Origin of the sequence: Dietzia sp. WMMA184, assembly GCF_002441635.1 — a bacterium.
GTDB lineage: Bacteria > Actinomycetota > Actinomycetes > Mycobacteriales > Mycobacteriaceae > Dietzia > Dietzia kunjamensis.
In genome coordinates, this window is the sequence record NZ_NXEI01000001.1 from 3,179,867 (window position 1) to 3,203,855 (window position 23,989).

At 69.2% G+C, this 23,989-nt stretch carries 19 protein-coding genes; 12 read left to right on the forward strand and 7 right to left on the reverse strand.

Annotated features, from left to right (window positions below; translation table 11 throughout):
* Positions 1 to 80 precede the first annotated feature (80 nt).
* From urtA to CK206_RS14650, 7 genes are all read left to right on the forward strand, one after another.
* A complete protein-coding gene (gene urtA, locus CK206_RS14620; protein WP_096907488.1) occupies positions 81 to 1,328 on the forward strand; it encodes an urea ABC transporter substrate-binding protein in 1,248 nt (415 codons plus the stop codon).
* 118 nt (positions 1,329 to 1,446) lie between these two features.
* A complete protein-coding gene (urtB, locus tag CK206_RS14625) occupies positions 1,447 to 2,331 on the forward strand; it encodes an urea ABC transporter permease subunit UrtB (RefSeq protein ID WP_061228856.1) in 885 nt (294 codons plus the stop codon).
* A gap of 137 nt (positions 2,332 to 2,468) precedes the next feature.
* The gene (urtC, locus tag CK206_RS14630) at positions 2,469 to 3,626 is read left to right on the forward strand and encodes an urea ABC transporter permease subunit UrtC (RefSeq protein WP_096907489.1); all 1,158 of its coding nucleotides are present in this window, start codon (positions 2,469 to 2,471) and stop codon (positions 3,624 to 3,626) included.
* The gene (gene urtD / locus CK206_RS14635) at positions 3,623 to 4,525 is read left to right on the forward strand and encodes an urea ABC transporter ATP-binding protein UrtD (RefSeq protein WP_096906825.1); all 903 of its coding nucleotides are present in this window, start codon (positions 3,623 to 3,625) and stop codon (positions 4,523 to 4,525) included. The genes urtC and urtD overlap by 4 nt, the downstream gene beginning before the upstream one ends.
* 5 nt (positions 4,526 to 4,530) lie before the next feature.
* Positions 4,531 to 5,223 carry an urea ABC transporter ATP-binding subunit UrtE gene (gene urtE, locus CK206_RS14640; RefSeq protein WP_173674851.1) on the forward strand — a complete coding sequence of 231 codons (693 nt, stop codon included), beginning with the start codon at positions 4,531 to 4,533 and terminating at the stop codon, positions 5,221 to 5,223.
* A 368-nt stretch (positions 5,224 to 5,591) separates the two neighbouring features.
* Positions 5,592 to 6,578, forward strand: a complete 987-nt coding sequence (locus tag CK206_RS14645) for a hypothetical protein (RefSeq protein WP_096906827.1) — start codon at positions 5,592 to 5,594, stop codon at positions 6,576 to 6,578.
* Positions 6,575 to 7,000, forward strand: coding sequence for a hypothetical protein (locus tag CK206_RS14650; RefSeq protein ID WP_216824139.1), 426 nt, complete (start codon positions 6,575 to 6,577; stop codon positions 6,998 to 7,000). The genes CK206_RS14645 and CK206_RS14650 overlap by 4 nt, the downstream gene beginning before the upstream one ends.
* Before the next feature lie 276 nt (positions 7,001 to 7,276).
* Here the strand turns inward: CK206_RS14650 and CK206_RS14655 are convergent, their stop codons facing one another.
* Together CK206_RS14655 and CK206_RS14660 are read right to left on the reverse strand one after the other, a co-directional pair.
* Positions 7,277 to 9,010 (reverse strand): helix-turn-helix domain-containing protein, encoded by a 1,734-nt coding sequence (locus tag CK206_RS14655; RefSeq protein WP_096906828.1) that lies wholly within the window; start codon positions 9,008 to 9,010, stop codon positions 7,277 to 7,279.
* Positions 9,011 to 9,024: 14 nt separating this feature from the next.
* Entirely contained in the window at positions 9,025 to 9,831 is an 807-nt protein-coding gene (locus CK206_RS14660) for an enoyl-CoA hydratase/isomerase family protein (RefSeq protein WP_096906829.1), read from the reverse strand.
* Between the two features lie 139 nt (positions 9,832 to 9,970).
* On the opposite strand from CK206_RS14660, the gene CK206_RS14665 reads away from it, so the two are divergent.
* Genes CK206_RS14665 through CK206_RS14675 form a run of 3 tightly spaced genes read left to right on the forward strand, consistent with a single transcriptional unit; the run spans position 9,971 to position 13,810 of the window.
* A complete protein-coding gene (locus CK206_RS14665; RefSeq protein ID WP_096906830.1) occupies positions 9,971 to 11,803 on the forward strand; it encodes an AMP-binding protein in 1,833 nt (610 codons plus the stop codon).
* Positions 11,800 to 13,359, forward strand: a complete 1,560-nt coding sequence (locus CK206_RS14670) for a sodium:solute symporter (protein WP_096906831.1) — start codon at positions 11,800 to 11,802, stop codon at positions 13,357 to 13,359. Before CK206_RS14665 ends, CK206_RS14670 begins: the two co-directional genes overlap by 4 nt.
* Positions 13,352 to 13,810, forward strand: a complete 459-nt coding sequence (locus tag CK206_RS14675; protein ID WP_096906832.1) for a hypothetical protein — start codon at positions 13,352 to 13,354, stop codon at positions 13,808 to 13,810. The genes CK206_RS14670 and CK206_RS14675 overlap by 8 nt, the downstream gene beginning before the upstream one ends.
* A 264-nt stretch (positions 13,811 to 14,074) precedes the next feature.
* On the opposite strand, the gene CK206_RS14680 is transcribed toward CK206_RS14675, so the two are convergent.
* Complete coding sequence (locus CK206_RS14680) at positions 14,075 to 14,620, reverse strand: hypothetical protein (protein WP_096906833.1); 546 nt, start codon at positions 14,618 to 14,620, stop codon at positions 14,075 to 14,077.
* 304 nt (positions 14,621 to 14,924) lie between these two features.
* Between CK206_RS14680 and CK206_RS14685 the strand changes: the two genes are divergently transcribed.
* Positions 14,925 to 15,476, forward strand: coding sequence for a DUF6328 family protein (locus CK206_RS14685; protein ID WP_254050609.1), 552 nt, complete (start codon positions 14,925 to 14,927; stop codon positions 15,474 to 15,476).
* 587 nt (positions 15,477 to 16,063) lie between these two features.
* Here the strand turns inward: CK206_RS14685 and CK206_RS14690 are convergent.
* The 3 genes from CK206_RS14690 to CK206_RS14700 all read right to left on the reverse strand — a co-directional run bounded on the left by CK206_RS14690 (position 16,064) and on the right by CK206_RS14700 (position 20,229).
* Positions 16,064 to 18,217 carry a hypothetical protein gene (locus CK206_RS14690; RefSeq protein ID WP_096906834.1) on the reverse strand — a complete coding sequence of 718 codons (2,154 nt, stop codon included), beginning with the start codon at positions 18,215 to 18,217 and terminating at the stop codon, positions 16,064 to 16,066.
* A 261-nt stretch (positions 18,218 to 18,478) separates the two neighbouring features.
* Positions 18,479 to 19,078 carry a hypothetical protein gene (locus CK206_RS14695; protein ID WP_096906835.1) on the reverse strand — a complete coding sequence of 200 codons (600 nt, stop codon included), beginning with the start codon at positions 19,076 to 19,078 and terminating at the stop codon, positions 18,479 to 18,481.
* A 395-nt stretch (positions 19,079 to 19,473) separates the two neighbouring features.
* Positions 19,474 to 20,229, reverse strand: coding sequence for an RNA ligase family protein (locus tag CK206_RS14700; RefSeq protein ID WP_254050610.1), 756 nt, complete (start codon positions 20,227 to 20,229; stop codon positions 19,474 to 19,476).
* Between the two features lie 205 nt (positions 20,230 to 20,434).
* On the opposite strand from CK206_RS14700, the gene CK206_RS14705 reads away from it, so the two are divergent.
* On the forward strand, positions 20,435 to 21,085 hold the full coding sequence (locus CK206_RS14705; protein WP_096906836.1) for an NAD(P)-dependent oxidoreductase: 651 nt from the start codon (positions 20,435 to 20,437) through the stop codon (positions 21,083 to 21,085).
* A 177-nt stretch (positions 21,086 to 21,262) separates the two neighbouring features.
* On the opposite strand, the gene CK206_RS14710 is transcribed toward CK206_RS14705, so the two are convergent.
* Complete coding sequence (locus CK206_RS14710; protein WP_096906837.1) at positions 21,263 to 23,920, reverse strand: ATP-dependent DNA ligase; 2,658 nt, start codon at positions 23,918 to 23,920, stop codon at positions 21,263 to 21,265.
* Positions 23,921 to 23,989 lie beyond the last annotated feature (69 nt).

Genomic DNA, 23,989 nt, shown 5'->3' on the forward strand with positions numbered 1-23,989 from the left:
GTGAAGGTCAGGTCAACCACGTGAACTCCACCTCCATCTCCTCTGGGAAGACAGCTCGCGCGAGCCAGACGCCGCGCTCGATCCGCACCCGGCGTGCACTGGCCACCGCCGGCCTCGTGATCCTGGGTGCGGGTGCGCTCACCGCCTGCGGAAGCCGGACCGGCGACACCGCCGCGGCCGCCGCCGAATCCTGCGTGGACACCTCCGGCGACACGATCAAGGTGGGCTCGTTGCATTCGCTGTCGGGCACCATGGCCATCTCCGAGAAGACCGTGCGTGACTCGGTGGCGCTGGCGATCGAGCAGATCAACGCCGAGGGCGGGGTGCTGGGCAAGCAGATCGAACCCGTGGTGGAGGACGGCGCCTCCGACCCGGCCGTGTTCGCGGAGAAGGCGCAGAAGCTCATCACCAGTGACTGCGTGGCCGCGATCTTCGGCGGCTGGACCTCGTCCTCCCGCAAGGCGATGCTGCCCGTGGTCGAGGACGCCAACGCGTTGCTCTACTACCCGGTGCAGTACGAGGGCCTCGAGGCGTCGGAGAACATCTTCTACACCGGCGCCACCACCAACCAGCAGATCGTCCCCGCCCTGGAGTACCTCAAGGAGCAGGGCGTGGAGTCCATGTACCTCGTGGGCTCGGACTACGTCTTCCCGCAGACCGCCAATCGCGTCATCAAGGCGTGGGCCGAGGCCAACGAGGTCGAGATCCTCGGCGAGGACTACACCCCGCTCGGCTCGACCGACTTCTCGACCATCGTCAACAAGGTGCGCACCGCCAACCCGGACGCCGTGTTCAACACGCTCAACGGCGACTCCAACGTGGCGTTCTTCCGCGAGTACTCCAACGCCGGCCTGTCCGCCGAGGACACCCCGGTGGTGAGCGTGTCGATCGCCGAGGAGGAGGTTCAGGGCATCGGCGCCGCGAATATTGACGGCCAGCTGACCTCGTGGAACTACTACCAGACGATCGACTCGCCGGAGAACACCGCGTTCGTCGACGCGTTCAAGGCGAAGTACGGCGCGAACCGCGTCACCTCCGATCCGATGGAAGCCGCGTACACGTCGGTCTACCTGTGGAAGAACACGGTCGAGAAGGCGGACTCCTTCGCCGTCGACGCCATCCAGGACGCCGCCGACGGCGTCAGCTTCGACGCCCCCGAGGGCACCGTCACCATCAACGGCGAGAACAACCACATCTCCAAGACCGCGATCGTCGGCGAGATCCGCCCCGACGGCCTGATCTACGAGGTGTGGAGCTCCGGCGAGGCGATCGAGCCCGACCCGTTCCTCGAGTCCTACGACTGGGCCGGCGACCTGTCCGGGAACTGACGCCCGACCGTCAGCCCGGATCACCCAGCCCCGCCCACCCCGCCCGACCCACCCCGCTCCCGGCCCGTCAGTCGGGAGCGGGGGAGGGGGAGGGCGGGACCCGGAGAAAGGAGCCGATGTGGACATCCTCATCGGACAACTCGCGACCGGATTGAGCATCGGCTCCATCCTCCTGCTCGCCGCCCTCGGCCTGAGCCTGACGTTCGGCCAGATGGGCGTCATCAACATGGCCCACGGCGAGTTCATCATGGCCGGCTGCTACACCGCCTACGTCGTCCAGCAGATCACCGCCGCCTCTGGGATGAGCCTGCTGTTGTCCCTGGCCCTGGGTTTCGTCGTCGGCGGCCTGCTCGGCGTGCTGCTCGAGGTGACGCTCATCCGGCGCCTCTACGCCCGTCCACTGGACACCCTGCTCGTCACGTTCGGTGTGGGCCTGGTCCTGCAGCAGATCGCCCGAGACATCTGGGGCGCGCCGGCCGTCAACGTGGCGGTGCCGGAGTTCCTGCGCGGCAGCGTCGAACTGCTGGGCGCTTCGGTGCCCCTGACTCGCGTGTTCATCTTCGTCCTGGCGATCACCTGCGTCGCCGCGGTCATGGCCGCGATGAAGTTCACGCCCATGGGTCGGCGCATCCGGGCGGTCACGCTCAACCGTGACCTCGCCGAGTCGTCGGGCATCAGCTCCCGCCGCACCGACATCACCACGTTCTTCATCGGCTCCGGCCTGGCCGGCGTCGCCGGGGTGGCGCTCACGCTCATAGGCTCAACGAGCCCGACGATCGGCCAGTCGTATCTCATCGACGCGTTCCTCGTGGTGGTCGTGGGTGGTCTCGGCCAGCTGCGGGGCGCCGTGATCGCGGCGTTCGCGCTCGGGGTCCTGCACTCGTTCTTCGAGTACTCCACCACCGCGTCGGTGGCCAAGGTGCTCGTGTTTGTCGCCATCATCATCTTCCTGCAGGTGCGCCCGCAGGGCCTGTTCGCCGTCAAGACCAGGAGCCTGGCATGACCAAGACCATCTCCGTCACCCGAGCGGCTGGCGGCGCCGACTCCGCTGCCACCACCGCACCCGATCCCGCCGCCGCGCCGCCCCGGCGCACCCGCGCCCGGCGCCTGCTCACCGGAGACGCCGAGCGGCCCCGGTGGATGTTCTGGGCCGGGCTCGCGGTGGCCGCGCTGATCATCTTCGGGCTCGCGCCGGCGCTGCTGTCCGACTTCCGGCTGAGCCTGCTGGCCAAGTTCTTCTGCTACGCGATCGTCGCCAGCGGCATCGGTCTGGCGTGGGGGCGCGGCGGCATGCTGACCCTCGGCCAGGGTGTGTACTTCGGCGTGGGCGCGTACGCGATGGCGATGTTCCTCAAGATCTCCGACGCCCGCGACCGGGGTGGCGCCGACGCCCTGCCCGACTTCATGCAGATCGCCGGGATGCGCGAGATGCCCGGGTACTGGGTGCCGTTCGCCTCGCCCGGGTTCACGCTGGCCGTGATCCTGCTGGTGCCGCCGCTGCTGGCGTTCGGGTTCGGCTACCTGGTGTTCAACCGCAAGGTCAAGGGCGCCTACTTCGCGATCCTCTCGCAGGCCCTGGCCGCCGCCGCCGCGATCTTCCTCGTGAGCCGGCCGGAGCTGGGCGGGTCCAACGGGCTTAACCGCTTCACCGGGTTCTTCGGGTTCGCGCTGTCCGACCCGGCCAACCGGCGGATGCTGTACTTCCTCGCCGGCGGCGCTCTGCTTGTCGTGGTGCTGCTGGTGCGCCAGCTCATGAACTCCCGGTTCGGCGAGCTGCTCGTGGCCGTCCGTGACCAGGAGGAGCGCGTGCGGTTCCTCGGCTACGACCCGGCGATGGTCAAGTCGTTCGCCTACGCCGTGGCCGCGTTCGCCGCGGGGCTCGCCGGGGCGCTGTTCGTGCCGATCGTGGGGATCATCTCGCCGTCGGCGATCGGTATCGCGCCCTCGATCGCGTTCCTCATCGGCGTCGCGATCGGCGGCCGCGCCACCCTGCTCGGCCCGGTGCTCGGCGCGATCGGGGTGGCGTGGGCGCAGACCGCGTTCTCCGAGGCCTACCCGTCGCAGTGGACCTACCTGCAGGGCATCTTGTTCATCGTGGTGGTGGGGTTCCTGCCCGGCGGCCTGGCGTCGCTGTTCGTGATGCGACGTCGGCGCGCGAAGGGCACCCCCGCAATGACAACGACGACGACAACGACGACGAGCGCCGCCACCTCTGACCGGCCCGCCACCACCGGCACCGCCGAACCTGAACCCGATTCGACGGCGTCAGGCGCCGCTTCCCCCGAGGAGTCCCGATGACCCCGTCCACCGCCTTCGGCATCGGTGCCGCGCTGTCGGCCGGCACCCTGACCGGCGCCGAGATCGGCCTGCCCGGCTCCGGCGCCCGCAAGAACGCCCGGACTCGCTCCGGGGAAGGAGGCGCCGGCACCTACCTCGAGGTCCGCGACCTGACGGTGACGTTCGACGGCTTCAAGGCCGTGGACGGCGTCGACCTCACCCTGATCCAGGGCGACCTGCGGTTCCTCATCGGCCCCAACGGCGCCGGCAAGACGACCGTGGTCGACGCGATCACCGGGCTCGTGCCCGCGACCGGCACCGTCGACAAGTCCGGCCAGCCGGTGCTCGGGCTCAAGACGCACAAGATCGCCAAGATGGGTATCGGGCGCACGTTCCAGACGGCGTCGGTGTTCGAGGACCTCACCGTGGAGCAGAACCTCGACATCGCCGCCGGCGCCCAACGCGGCCCGCTCACCCTGCTGCGGCGCCGCCACGGCCGGGAGGACAAGGTGACCGAGGCGCTGGAGACCATTGGGCTCGAGCACCTGGCCGGCACCAAGGCCGGGGTGCTGGCGCACGGGCAGAAGCAGTGGCTGGAGATCGGCATGCTGCTGGTGCAGGACTCCGACGTCATGCTGCTCGACGAGCCCGTCGCCGGCATGGGCGCCGAGGAGCGTCAGGCCACCGGCGAGCTGCTGCAGCGGATCGCCGCCGACCGCACCGTCGTGGTGGTGGAGCACGACATGGATTTCATGCGGGCCTTCGCCACCACCGTCACCGTCCTGGCCGCGGGCAAGGTGCTCGCCGAGGGCACCGTCGCCGAGATCCAGGCCGACCCCAAGGTGCAGCAGGTCTACCTGGGCACCGCCGCCGCGACCGGCACCGAGCTGGCAGACGAGACCGAGGAGAGCCCACGATGACCGCACTGCTCAAGATGACCGGCGTCCGCGCGGGCTACGGCGGCTCGGAGGTCGTCCACGGTGTCGACCTCGAGGTTCCGGCCGGCGGAGTGGCCGCGATCCTCGGTCACAACGGCGCCGGCAAGACGACGCTGCTGCGGACCGCGGTGGGGCTGTTGCCCTGCAAGGGCGGCACGATCGAGTTCGACGGCGAGGACATCACCTCCCTTCGTCCACACGCGCGGGTGGCCCGCGGGATCGGCTACGTCCCGCAGGGACAGCAGTCGTTCACCCAGCTCACCACGGCCGAGAACCTGCAGCTCGTCGCCGATGGGCGCAAGCGCGGCAAGGCGCTGATCGACGAGTCGCTGGACCTCTTCCCGGCGCTGAAGGAGCTGCTCGACCGCAAAGCCGGACTGCTCTCCGGCGGCCAGCGGCAGCAGTTGGCGATCGCCCGGACGCTCATCACCGAACCGCGGATGCTGGTGCTGGACGAGCCCACCGAGGGCATCCAGCCGAACGTCGTGGCCGAGATCGAGCGCATCATTGTGGACCTGGCCTCCCGCGGCGACCTGTCGGTCCTGCTCGTCGAACAGCACGTGGGTTTCTCGCTGCGCGCCTCGGACGTCTACTACGTGGTGGAGTCCGGGCGGGTCTCGCACTCAGGTGCCTCTGACGCGACCGCCGCCCACGAGGTCTCGGCGGCACTGGCGATCTGAGGCGGCGCCCGCGTGCCCGCTCGCCCGCGCGCCGGTCGGCGCTCGCCGGAACCGCCCTGACCTGGGGTGCCCTGCACGGCCCGTTCAGGGCGCCCAGGTCAGAGGGCTCATGGGTGCAGGTGGACGATCGGCTCGGCGACGGAGGCAAAGGCCTCTCATCAAGTGACTAGCTGCGGTGCCCTGCAACATCGCTGCAGGGCACCGCAGGGCAGCTGCCTCCGAGACTTGAGGAGCCGTTGCTTTTGGCCGAATGGTGCGCTCTCGCTAGCGAATGCTTAGAATTCTGATCGTCGCTCCGTATGTGAACGGGGCTCCCCTCAGGCCGCGCGAGATGCGTGCGGCCGATCCATTGGCCCGAGAGGAACGCCATGGTTCTACCCCTCATCCCCCTTGCACTGATGGGCGCCGGCGCTGTCAGTGGCATGGGGGGCGCCGCCCTCGGTCTCAAGGGCGGGCTCGGAATCAAGAACGCCAAGGAATCGATTCGAGCGGCGATCGAACAGTACGAGGCGGAGCGCGCCGAACTGGAGGCGTTAGGGGATCGGACCAACACCGCGTTGGTGGCGCTTGGTTCGCATCAGCAGCGCGCTCTGCTGCTGGTAGTTGAGCGATTCGCGGAATTCATGCGCCGAAACCAGAAGCAGATCAAGGAGAGCGAAAAGCTGCTCCTGGATGGTCTCGACTTGACTACCGGCCAGGTGGCGATCGGTACTGGTCTCGATCAGAAGTCGATGGCCTGGGTCAGAGGACTGGCCGGGTCGGCGGTTGCGGGCATGGCCGCCAGCGGCGGGGTCACATCGGCTGTCACGGCGTTTGCCAGTGCGAGCACTGGGACCGCTATATCGTCGCTGTCCGGCGTCGCAGCCACCAACGCGACGATGGCGGCCCTTGGTGGCGGAAGCCTCGCTGCCGGGGGCGGGGGTATGGCGGCAGGTGCGCTCGCACTTAACTTCGTCACGATCGGGCCGGCGCTCTTGGTGAGCGGTTTTGTTGTTAACGGGCAGGGCGAGAAGGCAAAGACCAGGGCTCGAGCCAGCGAAGCGCAGGTGGCTGAGGCTATTGCGGAGATGAACGTGGCCAGGGCCGAGTTCGAGGCGATCACGTTAAGGGCTACCGAGCTGGGGGATGTTCTGAATGCCCTGGTAGAGCGCGCCGTGGCAGCCCTCGATGTACTTGAGGCGGAAGACTTCGATCCGCAGAAGCATGCCGCTCCTTTCCAGGAAGCGCTGCACCTGACTTTGGGCGTGCGCGACGTAGCGTCCGCTGCCCTGGTCACGGAAGACGGTCACCTGGACGAAGAGTCGGCTGGGTTTGTCGTGAAGTACAAGACGTGGGTGAAGGAGCCGAGTGCGTGAGTACGAAACCAATACCCGGTGAGGTTGTCGGCAAGTTCACCGGCTCGATCGATGTCTTGGACGCGTTCAGAGCTCTGAATACGGTCGTTGCGGCGGCGCGCGAGTACGGCGAGATCAGCCAAGTAGAGCAGTCGCGCCGAGCAGCGATAGCTGCTGCAGAGTCGGTGCAGGTGGCGAGGTTGGAGGCCGCCGAGAAAACCCTCCATATGTACTTCGACCGGGTCTTCGAAGAGCGTCGCGAGACCAATCAAGCGATGTTCGAGCGTCTGGACCAGGCTATGGAGACGGGCGACCCGCAACTGGTTCACGCAGTCGTCCGTGGAATCGTTGATCTCGCTCAGTCATCCCCCCTCTCTGGTCTCGAAGATTTCGGGAAGTTCTGGGCGGACTTCGGCACGGAGGAAAACCCGCTCGAGCTCTGACTGCCTTTGGCCCGGCGTGCCCTGCTCGGCCCGTTTAGGGCACCCCAGGTCAGCGGCACCAATCCGGGATAGCGCGGCGGCGGTGGGTACGCGGCCGCGGATACGCGTCCTGAATGGACCAAACCCAGCGCGCGGCCCAGCCGAATTCGAGCGAAGAGGACGCGCAACTGTCGAGGGGCGTGCGAGTTGGGCATCGGCCGCGGCTGCGCGACGCGCACCCGCACCCGCAGTTGGACGCGTGCCGCTCACGCCCCGCGCGAGTCGTACTCCCGCACCTCACGCCCCCCGCAACTCCGCCAACCGCAGCGCCAGCCGCAGCTCCAGCGCGCGGTCGCCGCGTCGCCAGCCGGTGCCCAGCACCTGGTCCAGCCGGTCGAGCCGCTGGTACACGGTGTTGACGTGCACGAACAGTCGCTCGGCGGTGGCGGAGGGACTGCCGTCGGCGGCGAACCACGCCTCGAGCGTGTCGAGTAGCGCGGTGCCGCGGGTGCGGTCGAAGTCGCGCACCGGGCCGAGGTTGCGCTCGATGAACTGCGTGACGAACTCGCGATCGACCTCACTGAGCAGCAGCCCGTACAGCCCGAGTTCCTCGGTGGCGGCACCGTCGCCGGCCCGGTCGAGCGCGATGAGCAGACGCGCGGCCCGCCCGGCCCGTTCGACGTGGTCGCCCACCTCCGCGAGCCCGGCGATGCCGGCAATCGATCCGGCGGCGCCGACGGTCGCCCGGTGCGCGGCCAGCCGGGCGGCGACGTCGCGGGCGGTGGCGCCGGCATCGGTCCCCGGCAGGAGCATCACGCCGCGGTCGCCGTAGGTGGTGACCAGCCCGTCGTCGGCGCGGGCGAGGGAGCGGCACTCGGTTTCCAGCGCGCGCGTCATCCGGGCCTCGGCGGGCGTGATCACCAGCGCCACGAGGTCGGCGTCCACGTCCACCCCGAGCAGGGCGGCCCGCCGGGCGATGGCGTCGAGGTCGTGCTCGCCGGGCGCCAGGACCTCGGCGAGCAGCTCGCCGCGGACGCGGTTGTCGGCCTCGTCGCGCGCGCGGTGCCCCAGCAGGATCAGCGCGATCACCGAGCTCACGCGCGCCAGCACGGGCCGGATCGCGGGCACGGAGCCGCGGCTGGCGAACGTGACGTACCCGAGGTGGTCGGGTCCGGTGACGACAGGGGTGACGACGACGAGGTGGCCGTCCACCGACCGGGTGACGGCGCTGGTCGATCCCTCGGATTCCGCGCCGACCTCGGCCAACACCTGCCGCAGCAGGTCGACGGGCGGTCCCTCGGGGGAGCGGGCCGAGCCGATCTCCCGGTGGGCGAGGTCGAACACGGCGGCGGTGCCGCCCTCGAGGTCCACCACGAGGTCGACGATCTCGGGGACGGTCGTGCCGGCGATGACCAGCCGGGTGAGCCGTTCGTGCAAGTCGACGGTGGCGGACAGGCGGGCGGTCTCGGCGTGGGCGATGTCGAGGGCGTCGCGGGTGGAGTCGAGATCGCGTTGGCGGCGGGAGGCGCGTTCGGCGGCGGTGAGGGCGGCGGAGACCTGGTCGGCCAGCAGAGCGACGAGGGTGATCTCGTCCTGGGAGAAGGCACGTTCGCGCCGGTCGGAGGTGAACAGTGTCCCGGTGAGTCGGCCGTGGGTGCGCACGGGGACGCCGAGGATCGCCTTGACGCCCTCGTCGCGGATGATCGGGTCGATGACGTGCGTGTACTGCTCGTCGGCCAGGTAGTTGCGGGTCCAGCGGGGTGCCATGGCCTCGGCGACCTGCCCGCCCAGCCCGAGGCCCATGCCCAGGCGGATGGTGTCGAACCGGGGGCTGGTGGCGCCCTCGGCCATCCGCATGTAGGTGTCGCCTCGTTCGGGGTCGAGCAGCATGACGTACGCCAGGTCGGTGCCCACGAGTTGGCGGGCCCGGCGGATGGCGATGTGCAGCACGGCGTCCTCGTCCTCCGCCGAGGCGAGCTCGGCGGAGGCGTCGAGGACGTCGCGCAGCCCGAGGGCGAGGTCGACAGCCATGGGTCGAGCGGGGTTCAGCGGCCGGTGAACTGCGCCTTGCCGGGGCCGGAGTCCATGAACGACTGCATGCCGATCTCGCGGTCCTCGGTGGCGAAGAGCCCGGCGAACAGGGCGCGCTCGATGGCCAGGCCGGTGTCGAGGTCCACCTCGATGCCGCGGTCGACGGCCTCCTTGACGGCCCGCAGGGCGATGCGGGGTCCGCCGACGAACTGCCGGGCCCACTCGAGGGCGCGGGTGGTGGCCTGCCCGTCCGGGACGACCTCCTCGACCGCGCGCAGCTCGAGGGCCTCGGCGGCGGTGAGGGTGCGGCCGGTCAGGCACAGGTCCTTGGCCACGGCCGGGCCGACGAGTCGGGTGAGTCGCTGGGTTCCGCCGGCGCCGGGGATGATGCCGAGCAGGATCTCGGGCTGGCCGAGCTTGGCCTTGTCCTCGGCGATGCGCCGGTCGCAGCACAGGGCCAGTTCCATGCCGCCGCCCAGGGCCGCGCCGGTGATGGCGGCGACGGTGGGCTGGGGGATCGCGGCGACGGCCGTGAACGCGGACTGCAGCTCGCGGGCCTCGGCGACCATCCGGGCATACGGCATGTTCCGCATCTCCTTGATGTCGGCACCGGCGGCGAAGACGCGCTCGCTGCCGGTGAACACCACGGCGTCGACGTCGTCGCGGCCGGAGACCTCGCCGGCCACCGCGCGGAGTTCCTCCTGCATCGCGCGGGACAGGGCGTTGACCGGCGGCCGGCCCAGGGTGACCAGCGCGATGCCGTCGGTGACGTCGAGGGCGAGGAACTCGTAGGTGGACGGGGTGGATGGAGATTCAGACATGGGCACACTCCGAAGCTAGGGGGGATCTCCATTGTATGTGGTCCACACCACTTCTACGGTCATGGGGTGCCTGTGACGTGAGCATGCTCACAATCTCGAGACGAGGGCGGCAGCCATCACGAACGAAGGAGCGAGACCCATGCCATCCCACGCCGAGGCGACTCCCTGGAGTCCGCCACTGCGGCCCGAGGGCTTTCACTGGGAGATCCCGGATCGATTCAACATCGGCGCCGCGTGCATGGACGCACATCCCCAGGACGCACCCGCGATCGTGGTGGACCGCGGGGACGACCCACCGGAGATCACCACGTTCGGTGAACTCGGTGAGCGTGCCCGTCGGCTCATCACGTTCTTGCGGGAGCGTGGGGTCGGCGAGGGTGACCGCGTCGCCGTGATGTGCGCGCAGTCCGCCGAGACCGCCGTCGGGCACATGGCCGCCTATCTGATGGGCGCCATCGCGGTGCCGCTGTCTGTGAAGTTCGGTCCCGAGGCGGCGCTGTTCCGCATGGGCGACTCCGGAGCGGTCGCGGCCGTGTTCGACGCCGACTGCTACGCCCGCCTGGCCGACGAACTCGCCGAGCTCCCCGAGCTGCGGACCGTGCTCGTCACCGGCGATGCGGTGCCGGACGCCACCTCGCCGGTGGCCGGGGCGATGCACGCGGCGGGCACGGCCCCGGCGGTCGACGAGTCCGCTGCGGCGGCCGCCGATGGAGCCGGCGTTGCTGCCGGCGCTGCAGGGGCCGGCGCGCTGACCGTGCTGCCGCTCGCGGTGGCTGAGGAGGCCGACGTTGCCGTCGTCGTCGCGGACACCGGACCCGACGACCCCGCGCTCCTCATCTACACCTCCGGAACCACCGGCCAGCCCAAGGGCGCGCTGCACGGGCACCGGGTCGTACTGGGCCACATGCCCGGCGTGGTCCGCGCGCTCGACGGGTTCCCGCGCGGCGCCGCGGACGCCGAGCCCGCCGAGCCAGGCGAGTTCGACGACGTGTTCTGGACGCCCGCGGACTGGGCGTGGGCCGGCGGGCTGCTCGACGTGTTGCTGCCCAGCCTCTACAGCGGGGTGCCCGTGGTCGCGTCGACCCGGCGGCCCAGCCCCGAGGCCGTCGAGCACATCCTGCGGAGGCACGGTGTGACCTGCTCGTTCCTGCCGCCGACCATCCTCAAGATGATGCGTGCGTCCGATGTGGACTACTCGCGCACCGGACTGCGGGCCGCGTTCTCCGGCGGTGAGGCGCTCGGCGAGGCCGTCGCAGAGTGGGCGCGCGAGGCACTGGGCGTGCGGGTCAACGAGATCTACGGCCAGACCGAATGCAATCTCATCGTGGGCACGTGCCAGGCCGAGTTCTCGACTCCGCCCGGCTCGATGGGCCGCCCGACCCCCGGGTTCGACCTCGTGCTGCTCGACAGCCTCGGCGAGCACCTCGGCGAGCCGGTCGCGGCGGGGGAGGTCGGCGAGATCTGCGTGAAACTACCCAGCCCGAACGCCTTCCTGCGTTACTGGAACGCGCCCGAGAAGACCGCGGAGAAGACCGCCGACGGCGTCCTGCACACCGGGGACCTCGCCAGGGTCGACGACGAGGGGAACTTCTGGTTCTCCGGCCGCAACGACGACCTCATCTCGTCGGCCGGCTACCGCGTGGGCCCCGGCGAGATCGAGGACCAGATCCTGCGCCACCCGTCCGTCGAGATGGTGGCCGTGATCGGCGTGCCGGACGAGCTGCGCGGAGAGGCGATCGTCGCGTACGTCGTCCCCGCGGAGGGAGTCGACCGCACGGGCGAGCACGCCGCCGACCTCGCCGCCGAGATCCAGGCCTTCGTCAAACAGCGCCTGGCCTTCTACCAGTACCCGCGGGAGGTCGTCTTCCTCGACGAACTCCCCACCACCAACACCGGCAAGATCCGCCGCGCGCACCTGCGCGCTAATCATCCAGCGCACTCCGTGACACCCACTGAAGAGGACACGAAATGAACAGTCCCGTAGTGATAGGCGTGGTCATCGTCTATTTCGTGCTCATGTTCGCCATCGGCGCCTGGGCCAACACCAAGATGAAGTCGGCCAAGGAATTCCTCGTGGCGGGCCAGTCGCTGGGCTTCTTCGTGATGGCCATCGCCAGCTTCTCGTCCATCCAGTCCGGCTGGGGCATGGTCGGCGGCACCGGGCAGACGTACGCGTGGGGCTTCCAGGCACTCATCGCCGTCGGGCTGTTCGCACCGTTCGGCTTCGCCGTCGCCTGGTTCCTCCTCGGTAGCCGTCTGAACTGGATCGGCAAGAAGCACAGCGTCTACTCGGTGCCCGACCTCATCCGCATCCGCTTCCAGGACCGCACCTCCCACGCCACCATGTCGGTCGCGGTGTTCATCGCCTCGGTCGCCTACATGACGGCGCAGGTCACCGCGATCGGCGTGATCATCTCCCTGCTGCTGGGCACCTCCGTCTCCACCAGTGCGTGGATCGGCTCGCTCGTCGTGGCCGCGTACACGATGGCCGGCGGCATGCTCGCGGCCGTGTGGACCGACCTCATCCAGGGCGTGCTCATGGTGGTCATGTCCGTCGGACTGTTCTTCTTCGCTGTCCAGATGGCCGGTGGCTGGGTGCCCATGCTCGACACCATCTCCACGACCAGCGCGGAGATGCTCGCGATCGAGGGCGTGAAGTCGCCCACCTACATCTTCGCCTTTGGCCTGCTGATCTTCGTCGGCGCCGTGGGTCAGCCGCAGCTGCTCACCAAGTTCCTCATGCTCCGTGACATGACGCAGCTCAAGTGGGGCGCCGCGGTCGCCGGCATCGCCTACGCGGTGACCACCCTGTTCTCGGTCGGCATCGGCCTGGCCACCCGCTCGATGACCATCACCGGCGACGCCCCCGAGCTGGAGAACATCGACGACACCGCCATCTGGTTCCTCGACTCGGTCACGCACCCGATCGTCGGCGGCATCGCGCTGACCGGCCTGCTCGCCGCGATCATGTCCTCGGCCTCCAGCTTCATCACCATCGGCGCCTCGTCGATGATGCGCGACCTGCCCGCCGCGTTCGGCGTCCGCGTGGTCCGTGAACTGCTGTGGAGCCGGATCGCCACGCTGACGCTGGTCGTGCTCTCGGTACTGCTCACCCTGTTCCTGTCGCAGGTGGTGTTCCTGCTCGGCGCGCTGGGCTGGGCCGCGTTCGCCGCGGCGATCGTCGGCCCGGTGGTCATGTCGATCTACTGGGAGCGCGCCACCGCGACGGCCGCCACCGTGACCGTCGTCTTCGCGATCCTCGGCAACCTCATCATCAGCTCCCTGGCCGCCCGCGACATCATCTCGCTGCCGGAGTACATGCAGGTCGGCGGCATCTCGCTGCTCGTGTCGATCCTGCTGTTCTACGTGGTCTCGCTGGTCACCTCCAACCGCCACCCCGACGCGACCCTGGCGTTCCTCTACGGCGGCCCGGGCACCGGCACCGACCGTCCGCTCGCCGGCGCGACCGCCACGGCACCCTCCTCCAGCTCGGCTCCCGCGACCACCGAAAGGCCCGACCATGTCTGATCTCGCCGCACTCGACCGCGCCGGCGTCCCCATGCCCGAGCACAAGCGGGCCGGCACCCTGATCCACGTGTTCGTCGGCGTAGCCGCCTTCGCACTGCTCGGCATGATCTTCGACGTGTGGCAGATGGTGTTCCTCGCCGTCCCGCTGTTCGCCGTGACCACCATGCTGCTGGGCTCACTGCGCTCCAACGGCACCTGGGACAAGGCCTCCTCGATGGCGATCGTGGCCTACTGCGCGGGACTGGCCGTGCTGGTCCTGTGGTCGGTGCTCTCCGAGGCCGGCGATTCCACCCTCTGGGGCCTGTCGATGGCGATGGGCGTGATCGTCTACTTCGTCTGGCCCTACACGGCCGTCGGCGCGGGGCTGCTGTACGCGTTCGTCTTCGACCGCACCATCGACGAGAAGCGGCTCACCGGCGTGGGAGTTCCGGCCGCCCGACCCGCTGCCTGACCTGACACCCTCGGCAGACCCTCCTGGAGTCCCGCCTCCCGAGAGCCCACCACTGGCCCCTCTGCCGCTGTACACCCTCTGGAGCCGCGCGCCCCGGTCTCACCCCGACGGATCCCTTTCCCGTCGCTCGGGACCGGGGCCCGCGGTCGTGTGTTGCCCGGGGATCGCTCGCCCGCAACGACGCCCATCCGAATCCGCGCCACCCATGGGGCCCGCACGGCGGCGAGCAGATCCGATAGGCGGCGTTGCTCGTCCCCCTCGGGCTCACAGCCGCCCGAGCAGCTCCTTCCACACCGGCCGCCAGTAGTCGATCGCCTCGGCCGAGTCGAGCTTGGTGTGCGCCAGCCCCACGCTGGCCTTGCCGCCGGCCTTGTCGCTGAAGTTGATCGCCACGCGTGTGCCGTCGGCCAGCGGGACCCGCCAGTAGCGCCACTTCTCCGACCGCGTCACCGACGGCTCGCCCTCCACCGGGATCCCGCCGAACTCCTCGCGCCCGGCGACGAGCTCGGTCCACGCCTTCAGCGCAGAGTCCTTGTCGCCGGCCACGGTCCGCGAGGTGGACAGTTGGAAGTCGCCGTCGCAGGACTGGCCCGGAACCCGCAGGCCGGCGTGCTGCTCGTAGGCGATGGCCGTGCCCTGCGCCCACCATTCGGCCCGCTCCACCGACCCGGGCATGTGCTCGAGCGTCAGCTGGGCGATCGCGGTGTGGTTCTTCTCCCGCGCCCCGGCCTGCTCGAGGAGTTCGACCCACTCGTCCCACGGGCGGCCGGTGGCGGAGGCGATGGCGGAGGTGTTGGACGGCTTGACCATGACCCCATGCTGCCGCAGAAGCGGGCCCGCGGTCGCCGATCCACGCCGCCGAGGTGGCGTCCGGCAACTGGCGCTGAGCCGCGCTGACCTGCGGTGCCCTGCAGACCCCGTTCAGGGCGCCGCAGGTCAGGGGACTGTGGGGGTGACGACGACGAGGACCGCCTCCGCCACGCTGAGCCGATGGGTTGGGCCGATGCGGGCTGCACCGAACCGGCCGGGTGCACCGCGGATGCACGGGAAGCCCCGCGCTGCCGCGCCGACCGGACGATCATCGAGAGCACGCGTAGGAGGGAGGAGGAGCGGCATGGACATCGAGGGAGCCGACGAGCCCCGACGGGCCACCGAACAGCACGAGACCTCTGAACGCAACGAGACCTCTGAGCGCAACGAAACCGAGGCGCAGCGCATCGACCGCAACTGGATCGAGCTGCTCCAGGAGCTGCGCATCGTGCAGACCGGTGGCCAGGTGCTCACCGGCTTCCTGCTCGTGCTGCCGTTCCAGGATCGTTTCGCGGAGATCGGCGGCGGCGCTCGCGCCCTCTATCTGGCGGTGTTGTCTCTCGCGCTGGTGTCGACGGTGCTCCTACTGGCGCCGGTGATGATCCACCGCGCGGTGTTCCGCTCTCACCGCAAGGACCGGGTGCTCCGGCTGTCGGCGACGCTCGCTCGTATCGGGTTGGCGATCCTGTCGATCGCGCTCGTGGGTCTGGTCGCGTTGGTGTTCCCGCTGGTGCTGGGGACCGCGTGGGGCCTTGCTGCGGCGGCGGTGATGGCGGCCTTCGTGGCGGTCATGCTGTTCGTGGTCCCCGCCCGCGTCCGCCGTCATGCCGCGACCAATCCATACGCCGCGGAGTGATCGCCACGCAACTCCATTCCGCGCCGCGCCGCGCAACGCCATTCCGCGCCGAGAGGCTGCTCGCCCACTCGGACGGATGGGTGATTGTTTCGTTGTAAGTCAGCGGGTGAAGTAGGAGACCCTCGGACTCTCCTCCCTGACTCTCAGTCCACTGCAGGGTTGATTCCCAGGGTGTCGGTCCACACTTGACCCAGCGGGCCGGAGGCCGTCTGGCTCACCGAGCAGGAGGTAGGACTATGTCCGAGATGGTGTTCTGGTGGCGGGATCGGGTGCTCTGGGAAATCAGTAGGTTTGCGAGCGGTTCGCTCGGGTTCCCCGGTTCGGGTTCGGTGGCGCCCCGCCTCATTCCGCTCTAACGAAGCGCGCCGGTTCCGTACGCGGGTGAGACTGATCGGCCCTTCGACGACGACGACGACGAGGTGCGCCCTTCTCCTCAAGCGCGCGCCGACCCGCCATGCCGAACCGGCCGACGTAGCCGGCTCGGGTCGTCGACAGTCCCCGAGCCGGCCCGAGTCCGGGCGACTGAGACGCAGCGACCCCGACCAGGAGTTCTCCTGGCCGGGGCCGTGTGTGTCACGCTCAGCGCATCAACTGGTCGGCACGCTCGTCGGTAGGTTCTGCACCCCCTCGGTGGGCTGGTCGCGCTTGACGTCGGGGCCGGCGCCGAGCGGGGCGATTCGGGCGGCGGCACGGCCGTTGGCCGGGTTGACGGGCTCGTCCAGTTGGAAGCGGGACCTGAGGATTGCGGACCCTCCGACCGGGATCGTCCGGTTCCAGTTGATGCCCATCCCGTTGTCGTGCTCGGTGGACAGGGAGGTATCGCTGTAATCGGCACCGGTCCGGGCGACGTCCCAGATCTGGCCGTAGCTCGATTCCTGCCGTAGTGCGCCTCCGGTGAGGTCGGTGAAGGCGATGCGTCGACCGCTGTTGTCGTTGCAGGAGACCGACCGGCTGTACACCGACCCGGTGCCGTAGTCGCTGCGGCTGAGGTAGCAGTCCACGGCCCGGTAGATCGTGACGTCCTTCGCCACTCCGCTGGAGTTCCGGACCGTGATGTCGGTCTGGTAGCCGGGGCTGCCGTCGACGAAGTAGTCCACTTGGGTGAGCTCGATCCCGGTGTCGCCGGCGCGGACGGTGGTCCGGATGACCAGAGGGTCGGCTGCGGTCACGCTGCCCGTGGTGGACTGGGCCACCGGGGTCCAGCCGGTGTTGAATCCACCGCTCGCGGGGACGGCGGTGCCGTAGGACTGGCCGTCGACGAACGCGATCGTCGCGCAGGCGCCGGGCCCGTAGTAGACGCTTCTGCCGTCGGTGGGGGACTGGACGTCGCAGTTCAGGCCCTGGCCCACAACGAGGTTGGTGATCGCGCCGTCCTGGAATCCGGGCGGGGGCGCGCTCGTGGTGGTCGTCGGGGTGGTGGTCGTCGTTCCGGTCGGACGGGTCGTCGTGGTGCCGGTGGATCCGCACTCGATGATGAGCGAGAGAAATCCGATGCGGGCAAGCACGATGTTGACGGTCCACCGGAACGTCCAGAAAGCTGATGCAGATACCGTCGCGGCGAGCCGGATCGACGCGGTGAGCTCGGCGCAGTCCCGTGAGTTCAGGCTCCCGGTGAATTCGGGCCCGGCCGAAACTCCGGCGGCGGCTCTCACGGCTGCGATATCGGCCGCGATTTCGGCCTTGATGCCGAGGAACACCGTGGCCTCGGCGCCGGCATCGAGACTGATTTCATTGAGTGAGTAATCGGCATCGGAGATGGCACGCGATCTTTCGTCGGAGATCTCGATGCCGTCCGAGCGCGTTGACCTGCTCGTGGCGCTCAGTGTGATCGCTGAGCCTCCCTCGATTTCGAGGGCGGGGCCCGTTTGGAGTCCGAGGGGTCCGGCTAGCGGCAGGAGGGCGCGTGGCATGCGCTCCGGAGGAACGTGACATTCGAACCCGTCGTTGTACGAGAGGGAGAACTCGACCGACTGCTCGTAGGTCATGACTATCTTGAGGTACTTGTCGAGGGGATTGAATACCACCTGCGCGGACATGTCTGCAATGTTGAGGTCCACGTCGAAGTCGACCGGAACGGAGTCCTCGCACACGAGGTGGGAACCCAGCCCCCTGAATGGCATGGACGCCCCGGACCTCGCCTGCATCCGTCCCATCGGCCCTGTCCCGGACCCGCCATCGGTGGACACCGCATCTTCGAGCCGGACCGTTGTGTTGATGGAGAACTCGTCGTATACCTCGTCGATGTCGGCCGGTTCAGTTGTTACTTGGACGAGTCCGCTGGGCAGGGTCGTGAGCCCGGTGACTCTGCCGAGGACGCCGACCGGCGAACCCGGAGCCACGTCGACGACAAATGGATCTCCGACTGTCGGGAGATCGTCTTGGTCAGGGGTGATCACGGTCGACTGATTGTCGCCGGTCCCACCGGTCACGCTCATGACGGTGCCGGGGTCTGCGGTTGTCGTTTCGGCCTTGGGGACGATGCTGTGCTCGACCGGGCGTCCGTTGGGCCACAAGGGAGCAGCATCTGGCCCGACGAGTTCGATCTCGTCTCCGCCCGAGCTGCCTGCCGATCCGAGCGAGCCGCTCGAGCCGGTGCCCGGGCTGAGGGAGTCGGTGTCGAGTGACCCCGAGTTCTGGCCTCCGGCGAGGGGTGTGCCGGCGGTGGTCACCAGGAGGGCGGCGGTCAGGGCGACTGCCGACGCCTTGAACGTGGCCCGGAGTGGTCGTCTGGAGGGTGGCATAACGTGCTCCCGTCGATCGGGCGGCGGACGCCTGAGTGGATCTGACGATGTTCACGTTAAGGCTCTACTTATCCGATGTGGTCGTCTCGCCGGTCGCCCTCACCTCACGGTGTGGTGCCGGATGGGCCAGCGTGATGGGTGGGGCCGCCGGGACGGCCTCCGGTCGTATCTGGCCAGGTCAGCCGAGTGCGTCGTACGTTCGGACGATTTTGACGACGACGAGGGCCCGCAGCGCCTCGGACCATGCCTACCGAGGTGTGCTCACGCCTCAGCAGTGGGCACGGAGCCCTCGACGGCGGGCGCGCTCGCGTCGGGGGTCCGGCTCTCGGCGGTCGCCGGGGCCGACGGGCTGGTCGTCACCGTCACCAGGGGGAGCGGCGGCAGGTCGAAGATCCACCCGGCGGTGCCGTCGGGGCGGAGCATGGTCTGCTGTGCGGAGTCGGCGAGGTGGAACGCGATGACGATCTCGTAGTCGCGCCCCGGTGACAGGTCGGTGGTCCTCGAGTTGGCTGACTGCTCGCAGTCCGAGCTGAGGCGTGTGGCCCCCCGGGTGAACGGGCCGTTGCGAACCTCGGCGAAGTCGTCCGGACCGACGGACGACCACCGTTCCGGACCCGCCTCGGCGGAGGTGGTGATGCTCAGCGTGAGCTCGACTCCGCAGCCGGGGGTCCGCTCGATGTCCTCGACCTTCGCGGTGCCCAACTCGATGCCGTCGCGGTTCACGATTGCGAACTCTCGCCCGACGCGCACCGACTCGGGATGCTGCGGCCCCTCGGCCACGGCGGTCTGCTCGGTGGTCTCGGGCGCCGATTCCTCGGCCGGGACGGAAGACTCACTGGCCGGCTCGGTCGTCCCGGGCACGGTCGTGCTCGACTTGGACGACTCCTGCTCCGAGGCGGCTGTACCAGCACATATGAGGTCTACTTCAGGTTTGAAGTGGACACAGTATTGAACAGACTCGTCTGGACGCGCGTCCTGGACGCTGTGCTCAGAAGGGAAACCTACGACGATGACGCGCTCCTCCGCTGCGCTACAGCGAGCCCGTCACGGGGTGTTCTCATCAACCGGCCAGCTCCCGAGGGCCGGGGTCAGAGGGCGTGGGCGCGCGTGCTGCCGGCCCCGCCGGGAGGGACACGACGACGAGGGCTGGCAGCCTTCGCCAACTCATTCACTCGCTCGGTGCGCCGAACCGGCTGGCGCTGCCGTGGCGGGAGCGGACCCGCGGCCTCAGACGCGGACTGCTCGGCGACTCTGCCTCAGCTCTCCGACAGATCCCCCGGCAGCGTGTCGCGCCGGATGTCGCGCCAGGACGGTTGGCGCATGTTGCCGTCGTCGGCGAATCCCTGGTGGCGAACCTCCACGACGAGCTTGGGCAGGACCCAGATCGCACCGGGGCGGGCGTAGGCGGGCAGTTGCTCGATGAACGGGTAGGTCTTGCGTTTCAGCGGCTCGAGTTCATCGAGCAGCGCACGCGCCTGTTTGTCGGAGAAGCCGGTGCCCACGCGGCCGATGTAGGTCAGCCCCGTCTCGGCGGGCAGGCCCAGCAGCAGCGAGCCCAGTGATCCGGAGCGCCCGCCCTTGTCCGGCCGCCAGCCGCCCACCACGGCCTCGGTGGTGGTGAGCAGCTTCTGCTTGAGCCACGCCTTTGATCGCCGCCCCGACTCGTAGCGGGAGTCCCGGCGTTTGGCGACGATGCCCTCCCGGCAGAACTCCTCTGCCTCGGCCAGCGCGCGGTCGCCGGGGCCGTCGAGCACAGCCGGCACGTGCACTCGATCCACGCTGGTCAGTGCCGGGGTGAGCAGGTCCAGCACTTCGCGGCGCCGCTCCCACGCCTGGGTCCGCAGGTCCACGCCGTCGACCTCCAGCACATCAAAGACGAACTGCTCGACCGCCGGCAGCGACGAGTCCTGCCCCTCGGCCGACGATGGGCAGTCATGGCGTCGTCGATCGGATAACCGCGTGGTGAGACCGGTCTTGTTACTGGTAGTGGGTTTGACGCTGCTGGCGGTCATCGCGGGGTGGCTCAGCTGCACGAGGTGGCTGGTCAGCTCTGGGATCGACGAACTCGCACGCGCGCAGAATCATCGCCGAGGTCGATCCGTTGCCTATCACTGCGCACCGCACCTGCGTGCATTGGAAGAGGGAAGGGCCGGGGAATGTCCTGACAGGCCTGGCGGTTAGTTGACGTGAACGCTAAATCCAATCTGAGGAGCTCACATGAGGATCGGCATCATCGGCGCCACGGGCATGGCCGGGCGAGAGATCTATCGGGAGGCAGCACGCCGGGGCGAGGACGTGGTGGCGTTCGTACGCGACGGGGCCAGGGCGCGCGACCTGCTGGGTGCTGACGTGCAGGTAGTGGAGAAGGACGCCTTCGATCTCACCGCTGAGGACCTGTCGGGTTTTGACGCCGTGGTCAACGCCTTTGCTGCGGCCCCGAGTGAGGCGTCCCGGCATATCGATCTGTCGCGCCGACTCGTGGAGGCTGCTCCGTCGACGGCGGAGGGCTCCCCGCGGTTGGTGTTCATTCTCGGCGCGGGCTCGCTGACCAATACCGCGACCGGCGAGCTGGGCATCGACCTCATCCGGCAGATCCCGGATTCCGAGGCGTGGATCGAGATCCCGGCTCAGCAGCTCAAGCAACTCGAGTACCTCCGCACGGTGGACACCGCTGAGTGGGTGGGTGTCTCCCCGCAGATGATGTTCGTGCCGGGCGAGGCCACCACGCCGAAGCTGGGCCGCGACGAGATTCTGACCGCTGCGGACGGTGAGTCCCACACCTCAGCCGGCTCAATGGCAGTGGCAGTGCTGGATGAGCTGCAGTCTCCCAAGCATCGCAACACGCGGTTCACCGTCTCGGACGCCTGAGCGGACCCGGTCCCACCATGGCCGCGCGCTCCACTGTCCGGAGCGCGCGGCCGTGTAGGTAGCGGCCGTGTATGTAGAGGAAAGAGGGACGACGACGAGGTCAGCCGTGTTACGCGAGACGGCGATGCCCAGGGTTTCGGACCGGCGGTTGGAGCGGGTGCTGGCACCTCGGCCCTCTCACAGATCCCCCGGCAGCTTGTCGCGTCGGACGTCGCGCCAGGAGGGTTGGCGCATGTGGCCGTCGTCAGTGAAGCCTTGGTGGCGGACCTCCACGACGAGTTTGGGCAGCACCCAGTTGGCGTCGCGGCGGGCGTCGGCGGGCAGTTGCTCGATGAACGGGCTGGTCTTGCGTTTCAGCGGCTCGAGCTCGTCCAGCAGCGCACGCGCCTGTTTGTCGGAGTAGCCGGTGCCCACGCGGCCGATGTAGGTCAGCCCCGTCTCGGCGGGCAGGCCCAGCAGCAGCGAGCCCAGTGACCCGGAGCGCCCGCCCTTGCCTGGCCGCCAGCCGCCCACCACGGCCTCGGTGGTAGTGAGCAGCTTCTCCTTGAGCCACGCCTTGGACCGCCGCCCCGACTCGTACCGCGAGTCCCGACGTTTGGCGACGATGCCCTCCCAGCCGAACTCCTCCGCCTCGGCCAGGGCGCGGTCGCCGGGGCCGTCGAGCACAGCCGGCACGTGCACTCGATCCACGCCGGTCAGCGCCGGGGTCAGGAGGTCCAGCACTTCGCGGCGCCGCTCCCACGTCTGGGTCCGCAGGTCCACGCCGTCGACCTCCAGGACGTCAAAGACGAACAGCTCGACCGCCGGGAGCGACGAATCCTGCCCCTCGGCCGCGGCCTGCTTGGCCAGAGACGCGAAGTCCGGGACGCCGTCGGGGCCCGGGATCACCAGTTCGGCGTCGATCACGGCGGGCCGCTCGAGCGCGTCGGCCAGCCCGGGGAAGCCGTCGGTCAGCCAGTCCATCGGGTTGCCGTTGCGGCTGACCAGGCGCGCCTGTCCGCCGGCGCCGCTCGTCGCGATGGTTACCCGGTAGCCGTCCCACTTGCCTTCGAACGCCCACTTGTCGTCTGGCAGCTCGGTCACCGTGGCGGCGGTGGGGATCATCGGCAGCGGGGGAGCGTCGGGGCGGTTGGCGCTGTCCGAGTTGCGAGACGATCTGCCGCCCGAGCCGCCGGACGAGCCGCCGGATCCACTGCCTGACCGCGCGCGCTTGTCGCCCTCGGGATACGACGACTTGGGGTTGTCGCGCCCGCCGTAGAAGGAGTCCGGCGACTGGTCCTTCATGTACTGCACGATCCACTGGTTCTTCTCCGCGCTGGTGCGCACGAGCACGTACCGGCCGGAGACCTTGTCGCCGTGGAGCCACACGATGATCTCGTCTTCGCGCCATTTCTCGCACTCGTACCAGCCGCGGTCCCAGATGGTCATGTGGCCGGCGCCGTATTCGCCCTTGGGGATGGTGCCCTCGAACGTCTCGTAGCCGAGCGGGTGGTCCTCGGTGTTGACGGCCAGCCGCCGGTCCTTGGGCTCGGTCGGCAGGTTCTTGGGCACGGCCCACGACGCCAGCACCCCGTGGTGCTCGAGCCGCAGGTCGAAGTGCAGGCGGCGGGCGTGGTGCTCCTGGATCACGAAGATCGGCCCGTCGACGTCGTCGCGATCGGTCTCGACCTCACCCTCGAACGGCTCCGGCGTACTCCGACGATCCCGCTTGCGCCGGTATTCGGCCAGGCTGGTGACCACCGCGTCCTCACCGGCGGGTTCGGCGTCGCAGCCCTCGGCCTCCGCCGCGCGGGTGGCGGCGTCGGAGTCCTCGCCGTCGGTGGAGTCGGAGTCGGCGGGCTCGGGGTCCTCGTCATCTGACGACGACGACGAGCTCTTCTTGCTTCCCCCCGATTTCTTGGCCCGCGATGCCGAACTGGCGGAGGAGGTCGACTTCTTCTCGGTGGGCTTCTTTGTGGCCGGCCCCTCGAGCCCGTCGAGGAGGTCGCCGGCGGAGTCCAGGCGCTTGAGGACCTCATCCCAGTGCAGGTGCGCGAGTCCGCCGTCGCCGAGTTCCTCCCACGAGCGGGGAGCGGCGACCCACGGTTCGGCCCGCCCGCGCAAGGAGTAGGGGGCGACGGTGGTCTTGGCGCCGCTGTTCTGGCTCCAGTCGACGAACACCTTGCCTTCGCGGATGGAGCGCTTCATGGTGGCAGTGACCAGGTCGGGGGTCTGCTTGGCGAGCGACTGCGCGATCTGCTTGGCGACCTTGGAGGCGCTGGCGGCGGTGACGGCCTTGTCCAGGCGGGCGTAGAGGTGGATGCCCTTGGACCCGCTGGTGACAGGGAAGGAGTCGAGCCCAGCCGCAGAGAGCAGGTCGCGGACGCGGAGGGCCACCTTCGCCGTCGTATCCAGATCCACGTCCTCGCCCGGATCGAGGTCGATCACGATCCGGCGCGTCCGGCCCGGTTCGTCGTTCTCCAGGGTCCACTGCGGCACGTGCAGCTCGAGCGCGGCCTGCTGCGCGAACCACGCGAGCGTGGCGGGGGAGTCGAGCACCGGGTAGCGGACGGTGCGCGAGGAGTGCTCGATCGCCACGCGCGGCACCCAGTCGGGCGCGTGGGAGGGGAGGTTCTTCTCGAAGAACGAGTCGGCGTTGGTGCCGTCGGGCCACCGCTTGCGCGTCACCGGCCGCCGCCCCGCGTACGTCATGAGCAGCGGGGCGACGGCCAGGTAGTACTCCAGCACGTCGGCCTTGGTGGTGCCGGTGGCCTCGTAGAGCACCTTGTCGGGGTGGGTGAACCGGATGGTGCGCCCGTCGACCTCGACCGACTCCTTGGTCCCCTTGCTCGCCATGGGTCCACTCTGGCACTCGGGTCGGACATCAGCGACCGGCCCGCCCGCTGCTAGAGGCTCAGTTCACAT